The following is a 14,534-nucleotide window of genomic DNA, read 5'->3' as shown; positions in this document are numbered from 1 at the left end:
GATACTTTAAATCATCTTTTATTTATCAGTCATTATGAAACATCTTTTACTACTCTCATTGCTCACAGCAGCATCAGCCACAGCCATGGCAGCAGGCCCCGTCACAGTCACCGGTTGGACACACGACCTTGTCCTCGAGGATTCCGCCGGCACATCTCAGACCACCGGCAGCGTCGATCCTTGGGATGCATATGCATTCTACGCAGCATCTGCCAAGGAGGAGGGTGCCTTATGTGCCAAGGACGGAAGCCTTACATCCGCCTCAGGCAACGATTATCTCATCACTCCCCTCGCCGGCAAAAACGGACTCCGCATCAGCGCCTCCGAGACTGGCGAACTCACTTTCGACACGCCTGTCACCGGCTGCGACAAAATCTACGCCCTCGCCACATATAATTATAAGGCTTCCTGGGAAAGTGATGCCAACGCCGGTTCCAATGTTACCTGGACCGTTACATACTCCGACGGCACAACCGAAGCCATCAAGACCAAAGTCAAATTTTACGAAACTACCGCCGACAACCTCGCAAAGACGGTTGACCTCATCAAAATCGATCGCAGCGGCTATACCGGCAAATCATACAGCGTGTACGAGTACGAAATTACTCTCGATCCCGCCAAGACTGCCGAGAAGCTGACTATAAAGCACACCAACTGGTCAGGCAACCTCATCGTGATAGGCTTCTCTACAGGCAAAGGCTCCGGCTCCGATGTTCCCGACACCCCCTCACAGGCCATCGCATGCGCAGGCTATGACATCGACGTCATCGTAGAGGGCATTGACAACTTCAAGAATCTCGCCACAGCTCCCGCTTCGCCCGTAGGTATCGAGGGTGTCGACAAGCAGCTCGTGTTCTATACCGACGATGTGCTCGCCGACGGAGCGATCTGCGGTGCCGACGGCAAGGTCGCACTCGCCAACGGCCACGAATACTCCTTGAATCCCGTAGCCAACAATGCTCTCAAGCTCGATGCATTCGCGGAGCATACCCTCACGCTCTCGACTCCCGTCAGCGGACTTGACAAGGTCTATCTCCTCGCTTTCGGCAATCACAGCTATTCGGTAAAATACACCGTAGCCTGCGTGGCTGCCTACGACGATGGCACATCAAACACCAATGGCGAATGGTTCCAGGTAGGCCGTTGGGGCAACACCGAAGATAGCGGCGTTGCGTTGGAGAATGTCGGATGTCTCGATTGGAACACAGGCGACCCGGATGGAGCACCCAAGTATCGCATCTACGAATGCGCTATCCCCGTTGATCCCTCCAAGAATCTCGTCTCGCTGGCATTCACCAACTATGCTGCGGCAGGCAATGGCGACGTAGTCCTCCTCGGTCTCTCTACCGGCACCGCTACGTCGGGCATTGACAGCGTGTTCGGCAACGACGACGCTGAAAAGACCGTCACCGGCATCTACAACCTCCGTGGCATGAAGGTCAATGCCGACCAGAAGGGTATCGTAATCGTAAGATACTCCGACGGCACCGCCCGCAAGGTTCTTAACAAATAATGGTAAGGTTGGATAATTTGGAAATAGGTTTGCATCTCTCCTTTATCTGTGAAACATGATTAAATACACAAAATAATTTCCCTTCGATGCCGGCGATTTCTATCCACGCCGACATCACGATTACAGGTAATCCGATAGGATAATATCACAATAATAGCTACTTTTTTAACTAAAGTGAATGACAGCGGCGATCCGTGAGGACCGCCGCTTCTTTTTTCACCCCGCCCGTCGTTAGCCCCGGAGGGGCACGGGACACCACAGGACACCGCCGAGGCGGTCCGGGGGATAACACATTCGCCCGGGGAAATGAAAAAGCCATAGTCATCACGACTCTGGCTTTCCCGGAAATTTTAGTGAATGTTGATTGTGCGATATCTTTCTAATCGCCAGTGGACCGGCAGCGATGCCATCGCGCCTACAAGCCGCCACGGGCAATCTGTTATGTCGAAAAAAGCAGCAGCCTTTCCCCCGTGCCCGACGGCAAAAGAGAAAAACCGTTTCTGCACCCGGCATACAGCCGACGGCAGAATCTGATTAAAAATGAATGTTGATGATATAACATGTTTTATGTTAGTGTCGGTAGATAAAAACCATCCCAGGCAATGCATGCCAATGGTTATCTCATGAAATCTAAACAGGCTGCAAGCGTACCCGGATTGCGGATACGGCTTTTTGGCCGGATTGTAATGTGTTGTCGCAAAGATATGTGTTTTTATTTTGTAATGCAAGCTTTTTCGCCATTCATTTTGTTTACTAAGTAACTCGCAAAAATTATTTCGCATATGATAAATTCTAAAGCTTTATATTTCCGCCGGAGAATTTTCGGCGCTTTCCGCTCTCTTCATCAGTCATGTAGCTCGCTACACTCCCTCTTCATCGAGCAAAAATCGCTCGAAAATTCTCTCGTCGGAAATATAAAATAATTTTTGCGAGTTACTAAGAAAAAAGTATATAAAACCTATGTGTCTCACAACAGCTACCGTCATTCACCGACTCAGATTCCGACCGCTCGACTACGATTCCATCCCCGCGATTGCCCCCTTGCTGGCCCGATCGCGGAGCCGCACCTGCGACTACACGCTTGCCGGACTGCTAATGTGGGCGCGCTACTTCGACTACCGTTACGCCGTGTGCCGGGGCACGCTCTTCATCAAAGGCGTGAAGGAGAACGACCGTTCCGTGCCTGCATTCTCGCTCCCCATCGGCGAAATGCCGCTCGACGACTCCATCGCCATGCTGCGCGCATATTGCCGCGAAGAAGGTGTGCCGACCGTGCTGTCGGCTGTACCGGAGGACCGTCTCGGCGAACTGCGCGCGCTCGGCGCAGACCGGATCGAAGAGCTTGTCGACTGGGCCGACTACCTCTACAACGCGCGCGACCTCGCCACCCTCTCCGGCAGCGCGTACAGCAAGAAAAGAAACCATGTCAACCGATTCGCCTCCGACCACCCGGAAGCCGCGCTTGTGGAACTTACCCCGGCGCTTGTGCCCGACGTAAAGAGGTTTCTCGACTCTCTCCCCGTCGACCGCGAGCACGCCACTGCCATGGTGGAGCGCCGGGAGGTGGAGCGCCTGCTCGACCGCTGGGGCAGCCTTCCCATGGATGGGGCGGTGCTCATGACACCCGACACGGGCATAACAGCGTTTGCCATAGGCGAGGTGATGGCCGACACGCTCTACGTCCATGTCGAGAAGATGCTCCACGACGTGAACGGTGCGGGAGAGACCATCAACAAGGGCTTCGCCGCGATGATGCTCGACCGCTACGGAGTGACGTTCGTCAACCGCGAGGAGGATGCGGGCGACGAAGGGCTGCGCCGCGCCAAGGAGTCGTACCATCCCCTGATGATGCTCCGCAAATACAACGTCGAGTTCTAAACCAGATAATATCCGTATCTTTGGCTATCGCCTTAGATACGCACACCCGGCAAAACCAAATTTATTTGGCTTTGCACTCGACTTATTCGTATCTTTGCGCAACACCATAATTACACCCACCCGCGATGAAATACTTCATTTCAGTAGGAGAACCTTCGGGCGACCTCCACGCCTCGGAACTGATAGCGGCATTGAGGCATGCCGACACCGACGCGCGGATAGCCTTTCTCGGGGGCGACCTCATGGCCGCCGCTGCCGGCTGTGCGCCCGTGATCCATTACCGCGAGATGGCGTTCATGGGATTCAGCGAGGTGCTCAGGCATCTCCCCGCGATAGCCGCCAACATGCGCCGCGCCCGCCGGGCCATCGATGAGTTCCGTCCGGACGTGCTTGTGCTCGTGGACTACCCGAGCTTCAACCTCAAGCTCGCACGCTACGCCAAGGAGCGCGGCATAAAGGTGGCATACTATATCTCGCCGAAAGTGTGGGCGTGGAAAGAATGGCGCGTGAAGCAGATACGCCGCTACGTCGACCGCATGTGCTGCATACTCCCGTTCGAGACTGCGTTCTACCGCAGCCGCCACGACTACGAGGCTGTGTATGTCGGCAACCCGTCCGTAAAAGAGGTCGACGAGCGCATAAGCCGCGCCTCGTCGCGTGCCGATTTCCTCCGGCGCCACAACCTGCCCGACCGCCCCGTCATAGCGCTCGTGCCAGGCAGCCGCCGCAGCGAGATAAAAAACAACCTTCAGGTGATGGAGGCCGCTGCGGCCCGATATCCCGATTATCAGCCGGTGGTGGCCGGAGCGCCCGGAATCGACATGTCGTACTACGGATATTACCTCACCCCCGGCACACCGATTGTCGACAACGACACATTCGAGCTGATGCTCCACGCCGAGGTGGCACTCGTCACATCCGGCACCGCCACTCTGGAATGCGCGCTCATGGCCACGCCGCAGGTGGTGTGCTACCGCGCCAACGGGGTGAAGTTCTCCTACAAGATAATGGAGAAACTGCTGAAGATACCCTACGTGTCGCTCCCCAACCTGATTGCGGGGAAGCGCATAGTGCCGGAAATGCTCGTGCACATGTGCACCCCCGACCTCGTGGCGCGGGAGCTGGGCGACATACTCCCCGGACGTCCCGGCCATGACAACCAGCTTGAGGGATACCGTGAGATGCGCGCCGCGCTCGGCACCGGCGACGCTCCGGCCAATGCGGCGGAAATAATAGCATCACTGGCAAGAATCCGCAAATGAACCGCAAAGACTCCATACCACCGACAGCCGACATACCCGCGCCTACAAGGATGATGACGTGGGATAAGCTCATATGCGACAAGCGCTACGGGCTTGAGGACTACCACGACACACGCAACGGCACACGCAGTGACTTCCAGAGGGACTTCGACCGTCTGGTGTTCTCCTCGCCGTTCAGGCGCTTGCAGAACAAGACACAGGTATTTCCCCTCCCCGGGTCGGTGTTCGTCCACAACCGCCTTACCCACTCGATGGAGGTGGCCTCGGTAGGGCGCAGCCTCGCCAACGAGATCATGCGCACACTGCGCATGCGCCATGCCTCCGAGCCGTGGGCGCACAAGCTCGACGCAATCGACGAGATCGTGGCCGCCGCATGTCTGGCCCACGACCTCGGCAACCCACCTTTCGGCCACTCCGGGGAGAAGGCCATATCTACCTTCTTCAGCGAGGGGGAAGGGGCGGGGCTACAACCGCTGCTCACCCCGGAGCAATGGGCCGACATAACCCACTTCGAGGGGAACGCAAACTCGCTGCGCCTGCTCACGCACCAGTTCAACGGCCGGCGTCCGGGAGGCTTCGCCATGACCTATTCCATGCTCGCCTCGATAGTGAAGTACCCATATGAGTCGAGCCTCGCCGGAGAAAACGGCAAGTTCGGGTTCTTCACCACCGAAGTGCCTGTGTTCCGCCGCATAGCCGACGAACTGGGCATGATTCCCGATCCGGGGCCCGGCGAGGAGACGCGCTACCGCCGCCATCCACTCGTTTACATAGTGGAAGCCGCCGACGACATATGCTACCAGGTGATGGACATGGAGGACGCCCACAAGCTCCACGTTGTCAGCACTGAGGAAGTCACCGACGTGTTCCTCGGATTTTTCGACGATACACGTCGCAACCGTATGATGGGGATAATGGACAAGGTGGCCGACCCCAACGAGAAAATCGCATACATGCGCTCATGCGTCATCGGCACGCTTGTTGAACAATGCGCACGGGCATTCACCGACAACGAGCAGGCGATACTCAGCGGCACATTTCCCGGCACACTACTCGACCATGTCGACACGCGCCAGCGCGAAGGCTACCGCCGGTGCTCGGCCCTGGCCTGGAAGAAGATATACTGCGCGGGCGACGTCGTCGACATCGAGCTTGCCGGTAACCGCATAATCGCTTTCCTGCTCGAAAAGTTCATCCACGCCGTGCGCAATCCCTCGCTCAACTATTCGCGCCTGCTCCTGGGCAAGGTACCGGAGCAATACGACATCTCCGCTCCGACACTCTTCGGAAGGATACAGGCCGTGCTCGACCACATGTCGGCCATGACCGACGTGTACGCGCTCGACCTGTTCCGCAAACTCAACGGCCATTCTCTCCCCGCCGTCTAAACTACATATAAGGTATATGACACGAAAACGAACCATACTTACACTGATATTCTCTCTGCTTGCAGCGCTCACACTTTCCGCCGCAGTGCATCGGGTCGTCGACATACCCAACGTGCATGTCGCCGATGCCCGTCGGTACGTGTCCGACCCTGACGGACTGCTGTCTCCGGCCATGCGCGACAGTCTTGATGCCGTGATACGCCGCGTGTGGGAGACATCTTCCGCCGAACTCGCCGTGGTGGTGGTCGACCGCATCGACGGTGGCGACATCGACAGCTTCGCCACGGAACTGTTCACCCGCTGGGGCATAGGCAAGGAGGACAACGACAACGGCGTGCTCTACATAGTGGCCATCGGCGACCGGCGTGCAGCCATCCGCACTGGCTACGGCTCGGAGGGTGTGGTGCCAGACGTACTTGCCGGGCGCATAATCCGCAGCTCCAACCTCCGGTTCAAGGAGGGCGACGTGGACGGCGGTGTGGCCGACGCGGTCGGACAAATCAGTACATTGCTCACCACCCCCGGAGCCACCGAGGAGCTTATGTCGAAGTATGCCAACGACCGACGCCGAGACAATGGCGACAGCACCGAATTTTTCAGCATGTGGCTCACCATAAGCGGGATAATCGCGGCAGGAATGCTTGTATGGCTGATTGTGACCCTATTCGGCACCCGCAAGGAGAGCCGCTACAAGAGGTATATGCGTCTGGAGCAGATGAAACTCCCCGCACTGGTGGTGTCGTTCGCCACGATAGGCATGGGGCTTGTGGCGTTCATCCCACTGATGATAATCATGAGGCGCCTCCGCACGGCTTCGAGGAAATGCCCCAACTGCGGAGCAAAAATGCACCGCCTCGACGAGAAAGCCGACAACGCCTATCTCACCCCCGCACAGGACGCCGAGGAACGCCTTGACTCCGTCGACTACGACGTGTGGCTATGCCCGCAATGCGGAGAGACCGACATACTGCCCTACGTCAACCGGTCAAAGAGCTACACCCCGTGCCCCAGATGCGGCGCCAGAGCCTGCACAATGGTGGCCGACAGGGTGATATCGCGGCCTACCGAATCGACAGAGGGACGCGGAGCAAAAGTCTACCAGTGCCTCAACTGCCGCAACACCAACGCCATACCGTACACCATCCCCAAACTGCCCCCTGTCATCATCGTGCCCCCGCTGGGTGGCCGTGGCGGAGGATTCGGCGGAGGTGGATTCTCGGGCGGGTCGTTCGGAGGTGGCTCCACAGGCGGTGGAGGCGCGTCGGGAGGATGGTGACACTACCCGCACGCCGCATGTAATGAAATTTCCGGCTATGGAATCGATAACAATAGAAGTAAACGGACTGCGTATATACGCCCGCCACGGCGTAGCCCCCCAGGAGCGCACGGTGGGCAACCTGTTCGAATTGACCGTGCACCTGCGCTATCCGGCCCGCGAGGCGGTGGAGCATGACAGGCTCGACCGCACCATAAACTATGCCGAGATGGTGGCCATCGCCAAAGAGGTGATGGCGGCCCCGTCGCTGCTTATCGAGAACGTCGCGGGACGGCTCAAAAATGCCCTTCTCGACAGGTTTCCACTCATCGAAGGGGGCATGGTACGTGTGGCAAAACTCGTTCCTCCCATCCCGGCGGACCTCGATTCCGTGGCGGTGACCCTGCGCTGGTAGACTACTGACATACAGCACCTCCGTGAGACTCCTACATATACAGAGAGCGCTAACCGCCCGAGATTTTCTCTAGAGCGGTTAGCGCTCTCATTGCTATAGTATTATATCGTCTGACGGGTCCGACGGGTCCGACGGATCTGACATGTCCGACTTACACGTGTCCCAAGAAAAATTTAACAAATTAGATTTGTATGCAAACCGGCAGCATCCAATAGCAATTTGCTATATTGATCAGGCATCAAGTCATTGTAATTAATCAAAGAGGGATGGGTATTGTGTATTGCTTGTATTTGGGCCGTCATTGGAACTGCGTTCCGATGCAAGTCTTATCAGATCCGGCAACCAGTACCTGTGTGTTATAGCACATGCAAGGACCCTTGACAGCTCGTAATGGCTCAGCGAGGTCACATTATGGTCACTTGCCACGAGCGCGACAATACACAGGGTTATTATAGCCACATAGACCTGTATCGAGACGGCATTGGCGGACTGCCCGTAAAAAGCCTGTATGTTCAAGTGCTGTTTAAGCCATTTGAAAAACACTTCAATGTCCCATCTGAAGTGGTATATATCTGCGACAATGTCCGCAGGCAGCGTTTCATCGTTCGTGAGAAAAGAGACATTAGCGTCCAGACTCTCACTATGGTATAGCACCTGCCTCAAAGGTACCGGGTAGCCTTTCCGCGATTTTGGGCCTATGAAACGGATTTTCCTGTCGGCAAGCACGTTTCTGTCCTCCCCGCCATTGCTGTATGGGTGTACGACCTCAATGGATGGGTCGGTCTTGCCTCTTACGATGAAACGAGCCCCGCTCCGGTGTATGTGGTATAGAGCCGAAGGCTTGTTATAGACGCGGTCAAACAGGTACATGCAACCCTGACTATAGGGGTAGTCCTCCATAAAGGTCTGATCGCCCTCCTCATGCCCGGTGACCAAACAGAACGTAGGCACGTAACGCAACAGGTCAAACAGCACGTGCGCCTTTATGCCTCCCCAGCCTTGTTTGACCGTGGTCCATCCGAACCGTCCCGGATGCAGCCTGACAGTGGTACTGTCGGCCGCAAAGAATCCACCGATGGAAAAGGCCTCTGCGATCTCTTTCAGGGGATCATTCCTTATGCATGTCCCGCCGGTCCGTTCCATCATGCGGGATGCCAGTTCCCTGAACATGGCCACATCTCGCTTTGCCAAGGCATTGGAAAGATTGTTCCTTGAGACATTTCTCCCCACTCCCATACGGTAGGACTTGTCCCGGTGGCAATTCTGGCACATGACAATGTCTCGCAGACTGCGAGCTCCGCTAAGCTGCGCCCATACCAGGCAGCTCAGCATGTTCCAGCAACTGAAAGTCTTGACATACCGGTTGCCGCCATACCGCGACACTTGGCGTTCGAAATAACCCCGGTCCACATAGTGCATCAACTGGGTCAGAATGTAAGGCGTTTGCATAGAATTGTAGCAAATTGTTAGTTGCCACAACTTAATGAATTTTATGCGCTTTCAAATCCTCCGCACCGGAAAATGCACTCGGAGACAGTGGTTATCTTGCAGTTATATCCATTTGTTAATTTTTTCGTGGGACACGTGTGTGTCAGACTCGTCAGAGCTGTCAGACTTGTCTGACTCTTGCCTCAGACGGTCAGAATCTCCTTCTCCTTGGCTGCGAAAAGCTCGTCAATCTGCTTGAGATACTTGTCGTGGAGCTTCTGCGCCTGTGCCTCGGCATCCTTCTCCACATCCTCAGGCATACCCTGCTTCACGGCCTTCTTAAGCCCGTCTATGGCATCGCGGCGAGCGTTGCGCACCGACACCTTGGCATTCTCGGCCTCGGCCTTCGACTGCTTCACAAGATTCTTGCGTCGCTCCTCGGTGAGCGGGGGGATCGAGAGGCGTATCACCTCACCGTTGTTCTCAGGGGTGATACCCACCTCGGAGTTGATGATCGCACGCTCTATCTCCTTGAACATGGCTTTTTCCCAAGGAGTTATCACTATGGTGCGCGCATCGGGCACGGATATGTTGGCAACGTTGGAGATAGGCACGTTGCTGCCGTAATACTCCACACGTATGCCGTCGAGAATCTTCGGATTAGCCTTGCCGGCGCGGATATGGGCCAGCGACTCGTCGAGATAGGCCACGGCCATCTCCATCTTTTCCTCAGCGGGGTCGAGATAGTCTTTTACTTCCATCGTATTATAGAATTTAAATTGTTTTTCAATAGACGAGCGTACCGATAGGCTCACCGGCAAGCACTTTGCCGAGATTGCCGGGGGTATCCATGTCGAACACGATTATCGGAAGGCCGTTCTCCTTGCACAGGGCTGTGGCCGTCAGGTCCATCACCTTTAGTCCTCGGGTGTAGACCTCATCGTAGGTGATTTCCGAGAACTTTGTGGCAGTGGGATCCTTCTCGGGGTCAGCGGTGTAGATGCCGTCGACACGCGTGCCCTTCAGCATCACGTCGGCCTCCACCTCGATACCGCGCAGGGCCGAGCCGGTGTCGGTGGTGAAGAACGGATTGCCGGTGCCGCCGGAGATTATGGCTACCTCGCCACGGTTCATCGACTCGATGGCGCGCCACTTGCTGTAGTGCTCACCGATGGGAAACATGTTGATGGCTGTGTAGACCTTCGCCGGCTGCCCTACGGCTTCAAGTGCCGAACTGAGAGCCAACGAGTTGATTACGGTGGCAAGCATACCCATCTGGTCACCCTTCACGCGGTCGAAGCCTTTGGACGCTCCCTGCAGCCCGCGGAATATGTTGCCTCCGCCTATCACTATGGCCACCTGCACGCCGGATGCCACCACGTCGCGTATCTGCACGGCATATGCGTTCAATCGTTCGGTGTCTATGCCGTGCCCTTTGCCGCCGGCGAGCGATTCACCGCTAAGCTTCAAAAGTATGCGGTTATATTTTGTTCTCATTGCGATATTTGTGTAATTTTGAGTTTCAGAACTGATTCAAACAGGATTCAATTCTGCAAATATACAAAAAGCATTCCCGGAATGAAACTATTGCATGCAAAAATATGGTTATGCCTGTCGCTATGCCTGCTTGACGGCGCGAATTCATACGCACTCGACAGCACATCACGACGTCCCGACTATGCGTCGGTGGCCGTGAAGGCGCAACGTTTTTTCAAGTACGGCGAATGGGCAAACGCCGCCGCCATGTACGAGCTCATGCTTGAGGAGCGCCCGAAGGTGTGCGACACATATGCCCATGCCATCGTTACGGCGGGAATGCGCCATCTTCCGGACTACGAGATTGCGCTCGCCGAAAAAGCACAGGCCAACCTCGTGCCGCTCGACTCGCTCCTTCAAAGCGTGCGCCGAGTGAGCTTCTCGCTCGGGCAGACATCACGCTACGAGCATTTCCTGCTCCTGCTGAAAGAGCGTCAGCCATGGCTCGGGCGCAGCATCGACAAACAGCTTCTGGGCTACTATCTCTTTCGCCGCAACGGCCCTGGAATCATCAGATACAGCCGTATAATGCTTTCGGGTGCACCGGACAACGCCGACTTCATGCTCGCCCTGGCTCAGGGCTTTCTCCTTACGGGCGATTACGACGAAGCCGTCGCCGCTTACAAAGCCCTGCTCGACCGCCATCCCGACAACTACACCGCCCTGCTCTATCTCGGCAACTATTATAAGGACAAAGGAGTAGCCGCCGACGCGCTACACTATCTACAGCGCGCCCGGGACATAAAAGCCACACCATATGTCGACCGTCAGATTGCCGCGCTCACCGGAGTAAGTGACAAAAAGTGAATTTTACTAAAATTCCACACCATACCTACCCTCCCCCACGTTATATAGACAAAACACAACCATATATGAAAGGTATAGTTCTCGCCGGAGGTGCCGGCACACGCCTCTACCCTGTCACCCAGGGCGTATCGAAACAGTTGCTGCCGATCTACGACAAGCCTATGGTGTATTACCCCGTGTCGGTGCTGATGCTGGCAGGAATACGCGACATACTCATAATATCCACACCCGACGACCTCCCCGCGTTCAAGCGCCTGCTTGGCGACGGAAGCCGACTGGGAGTGAAGTTCGAATATGCCGAACAGCCGCGCCCGGAGGGTCTCGCACAGGCTTTCATCATCGGCAAGGACTTCATCGGCGATGACGATGTGGTGCTCGTGCTCGGCGACAACATATTCTACGGGCAGGGATTCACCGGAATGCTCAACGATGCAGCGCGTATCGTCCGTGAGCAGCGCGACGCGGTGGTGTTCGCCTACCAGGTGCAGGACCCCGAGCGCTACGGAGTTGTGAGCTTCAACGCCGACGGGAAGGCCGTCGACATCCAGGAGAAGCCCGAATTTCCGGCCTCGGACTACGCCGTTGTCGGCCTGTACTTCTATCCCAACGATGTGGTGAAGGTAGCCTCCGAAGTAAAGCCTTCGGCACGCGGCGAACTGGAAATAACATCTGTCAACATCAATTATCTCAGCCAAAGCCGCCTGAGCGTAAAGAAGTTCGGACGCGGATTCGCTTGGCTGGACACAGGCACGGTAGACTCCCTGCTCGAAGCGTCCAACTTCGTGGCAGCCATCGAGAAGCGCCAGGGATTCCAGATAGCCGCACTCGAAGAGATCGCTTTCCGTCGCGGATTCATCAATGCCGAACAGCTGCTGGAGATTGCCGCGCCTCTTTCAGGAAACGCCTACGGGGCCTACCTCGTGCAACTCGCCAACGACGGACCTGCCTCCCGATAGCATCCTTTTCCATCATCACCGTCTATGCCAAAGCATTATCCATTTCTTGACCTTGGAAAGGTCAACGCGCCCTATGCCGAAGAACTTAAGCAGGCATGCTCCCGTGTGGTCGACAGCGGCCGCTACATCGGAGGCCCGGAGGTCGAGGCGCTTGAGCGCGAACTTGCCGCCATGGTAGGCACGCGCCATGCCGTCGGTGTGGCAAGTGGACTTGATGCCCTGAGCCTGACGCTTTCAGCATGGATCCGGCTCGGACGGCTTGCCCCGGGCGACGAGGTGCTCGTACCGGCCAACACCTACTTCGCGTCGGTACTTGCCATCAGTCTCGCCGGACTCACGCCCGTACCGGTAGATGCCGATGCCACCACCCACAATCTCGACACGGAGTTGCTCGACGCGGCGTTGACCGGACGCACGCGCGCCATCATGACAGTGCACCTCTACGGACGACCGGCCTTCGACACGCGTCTTGAGGAATTCGCATCGACCCACGGCCTGCTCGTCATCGAGGATGCCGCCCAGGCCATCGGCGCAGCCATGGCCGACAGACGCAGATGCGGGGCGCTCGGCCATGCCGGATGCTTCAGCTTCTACCCTACAAAAAATATCGGGGCGCTCGGCGATGCCGGAGCCGTCACCACCGACGACGACGCTCTTGCCGACATGCTCCGCTCCCTGCGCAACTACGGCAGCGGCGACAAGGCCTACTACTTCGACCACCTCGGTGCCAACTCACGCCTCGATCCCATACAGGCGGCTATGATAAGGGTGAAGCTTCCACACACCGACCGTGAGAACGACGGACGCCGTGCCATAGCCGCCATCTACAACCGGGAGATAACCAACCCGCTCGTGTCAACGCCCGACCCCGGGCCTGACCGCCACGTCTACCACCAGTATGTCGTGACCACCGAGCATCGCGACGCGTTGCGTCGCCATCTGCTCGACAACGGCGTGGAGACACTCGTCCACTACCCGTGTCCCCCACACATGCAGAAATGCTACAGCAGCCTCGCAGGATACTACCTGCCTGTGGCAACGCAGCTTGCCTCCCGCGTACTGAGTCTGCCGATATCCCCGGCATGCACTACCACCGCCGATGCCCGCGACATCGCCGCGATAATCAATAAATTCACAATCTAACGGCTACAACCCAATGGCTACCATCGAAGATATCAGAATCACACCCTTCTGCAAGATTACCGACCGACGCGGTAACCTCACCGTGGCGCAAGCCGGTACCGACGTGCCTTTCGACATACACCGCGCCTACTGGGTCTACGACGTTCCCGGCGGCGAATGCCGTGGCGGACACGCCCACAAGGAATGCCTTGAAATGATCGTAGCAATCAACGGTTCGTTCACATTAACTCTTGATGACGGCATAAACCGTCGGTCATTCCTTCTCAATCATCCCTACGAAGGAGTGCTGGTTCCTACCGGCATATGGCGCACACTCGATGATTTCAGCTCCGGAGCAGTCTGCATGGTACTTGCCTCGCATCCGTTTGACGAGTCCGACTATATCCGTTCCTACGACGAATACCTCCGTTCACGAGGCATAGACCCCGACTGACCGGCATCTCTCTTAGCCCTTAGAGCCTGCCGGAACTCCATCCACCCAAACTCGTATGGATGCTTCCCGAAGCATTCGCCCCCGGTTAACTTGAATACAATACATCAAACAGTTGATTATTCGGAATCACCGCAATTTTTCCGACGCGGGTTGGCAGGAAACCAGCCTTTTTTCACTCGCTCTTCCTGCTCAAGCACTTCCTTTATGCTCCAAAGCGACGAAAACGCCACAACGCCGAGCAGACTCGACCAAAGCACATCACCCACCATCACGGCGAGCAGCAGGCATATTATCCCCGCCACAAGAAACCACCATCGGCACACAGTGCCGAAATAATAATGCCCCTTTATGACCAGCGGATGAAACAGCCCTATTATCAGAAAAGTAGCTGCGCCGATGGTCACTCCAAGCAGATGATGTTCCTGAAGGAAAGCGGTAATGTCCATAAAGGAATAATTGTAGCCCGGAGGGGAATCGAACCCCTATCTAAGGTTTAGGAAACCTCTATTCTATCCGTTGA

At 56.4% G+C, this 14,534-nt stretch carries 14 protein-coding genes; 10 read left to right on the top strand and 4 right to left on the bottom strand.

Annotation, left to right across the window (positions count from 1 at the left end; genetic code table 11):
• Nucleotides 1-34 precede the first annotated feature (34 nt).
• The 6 genes from QZ303_RS03630 (at nt 35) to folB (ending at nt 7,711) form a co-directional block, all read left to right on the top strand.
• Nucleotides 35-1,513 (top strand): hypothetical protein, encoded by a 1,479-nt coding sequence (locus tag QZ303_RS03630; RefSeq protein WP_295729234.1) that lies wholly within the window; start codon nt 35-37, stop codon nt 1,511-1,513.
• Nucleotides 1,514-2,473: 960 nt separating this feature from the next.
• Nucleotides 2,474-3,391, top strand: coding sequence for a phosphatidylglycerol lysyltransferase domain-containing protein (locus tag QZ303_RS03625; RefSeq protein ID WP_295729231.1), 918 nt, complete (start codon nt 2,474-2,476; stop codon nt 3,389-3,391).
• A gap of 125 nt (nt 3,392-3,516) precedes the next feature.
• A complete protein-coding gene (gene lpxB, locus QZ303_RS03620) occupies nt 3,517-4,653 on the top strand; it encodes a lipid-A-disaccharide synthase (protein ID WP_295729228.1) in 1,137 nt (378 codons plus the stop codon).
• A gap of 50 nt (nt 4,654-4,703) precedes the next feature.
• The gene (gene dgt, locus QZ303_RS03615) at nt 4,704-6,041 is read left to right on the top strand and encodes a dGTP triphosphohydrolase (protein WP_295729333.1); all 1,338 of its coding nucleotides are present in this window, start codon (nt 4,704-4,706) and stop codon (nt 6,039-6,041) included.
• A gap of 16 nt (nt 6,042-6,057) precedes the next feature.
• Complete coding sequence (locus QZ303_RS03610; RefSeq protein ID WP_295729226.1) at nt 6,058-7,317, top strand: YgcG family protein; 1,260 nt, start codon at nt 6,058-6,060, stop codon at nt 7,315-7,317.
• A gap of 37 nt (nt 7,318-7,354) precedes the next feature.
• A complete protein-coding gene (gene folB / locus QZ303_RS03605; RefSeq protein WP_295729224.1) occupies nt 7,355-7,711 on the top strand; it encodes a dihydroneopterin aldolase in 357 nt (118 codons plus the stop codon).
• 252 nt (nt 7,712-7,963) lie between these two features.
• Here the strand turns inward: folB and QZ303_RS03600 are convergent, their stop codons facing one another.
• From QZ303_RS03600 to pyrH, 3 genes are all read right to left on the bottom strand, one after another.
• Nucleotides 7,964-9,160: an IS4 family transposase gene (locus tag QZ303_RS03600; RefSeq protein WP_295729222.1), complete on the bottom strand. Its 1,197-nt coding sequence runs from the start codon at nt 9,158-9,160 to the stop codon at nt 7,964-7,966.
• Between the two features lie 182 nt (nt 9,161-9,342).
• Complete coding sequence (gene frr / locus QZ303_RS03595) at nt 9,343-9,900, bottom strand: ribosome recycling factor (RefSeq protein WP_295729219.1); 558 nt, start codon at nt 9,898-9,900, stop codon at nt 9,343-9,345.
• A gap of 25 nt (nt 9,901-9,925) precedes the next feature.
• Nucleotides 9,926-10,636, bottom strand: a complete 711-nt coding sequence (gene pyrH / locus QZ303_RS03590; protein WP_295729217.1) for a UMP kinase — start codon at nt 10,634-10,636, stop codon at nt 9,926-9,928.
• 81 nt (nt 10,637-10,717) lie between these two features.
• On the opposite strand from pyrH, the gene QZ303_RS03585 reads away from it, so the two are divergent.
• The 4 genes from QZ303_RS03585 (at nt 10,718) to QZ303_RS03570 (ending at nt 14,014) form a co-directional block, all read left to right on the top strand.
• Complete coding sequence (locus tag QZ303_RS03585) at nt 10,718-11,482, top strand: tetratricopeptide repeat protein (protein ID WP_295729215.1); 765 nt, start codon at nt 10,718-10,720, stop codon at nt 11,480-11,482.
• Nucleotides 11,483-11,547: 65 nt separating this feature from the next.
• Nucleotides 11,548-12,438, top strand: coding sequence for a glucose-1-phosphate thymidylyltransferase RfbA (rfbA, locus tag QZ303_RS03580; protein ID WP_295729212.1), 891 nt, complete (start codon nt 11,548-11,550; stop codon nt 12,436-12,438).
• A 24-nt stretch (nt 12,439-12,462) separates the two neighbouring features.
• Nucleotides 12,463-13,581 (top strand): DegT/DnrJ/EryC1/StrS aminotransferase family protein, encoded by a 1,119-nt coding sequence (locus tag QZ303_RS03575; protein ID WP_295729210.1) that lies wholly within the window; start codon nt 12,463-12,465, stop codon nt 13,579-13,581.
• A gap of 13 nt (nt 13,582-13,594) precedes the next feature.
• Nucleotides 13,595-14,014: an FdtA/QdtA family cupin domain-containing protein gene (locus tag QZ303_RS03570; RefSeq protein WP_295729208.1), complete on the top strand. Its 420-nt coding sequence runs from the start codon at nt 13,595-13,597 to the stop codon at nt 14,012-14,014.
• Nucleotides 14,015-14,130: 116 nt separating this feature from the next.
• Here QZ303_RS03570 and QZ303_RS03565 read toward each other — a convergent pair whose 3' ends face one another.
• A complete protein-coding gene (locus QZ303_RS03565) occupies nt 14,131-14,460 on the bottom strand; it encodes a DUF4491 family protein (RefSeq protein ID WP_295729206.1) in 330 nt (109 codons plus the stop codon).
• Nucleotides 14,461-14,534 lie beyond the last annotated feature (74 nt).

Origin of the sequence: uncultured Muribaculum sp. (genome assembly GCF_910583865.1) — a bacterium.
GTDB lineage: Bacteria > Bacteroidota > Bacteroidia > Bacteroidales > Muribaculaceae > Muribaculum.
The sequence above is the reverse complement of the archived record's forward strand: the minus strand, read 5'-3'. Positions and strand labels throughout refer to the sequence as shown.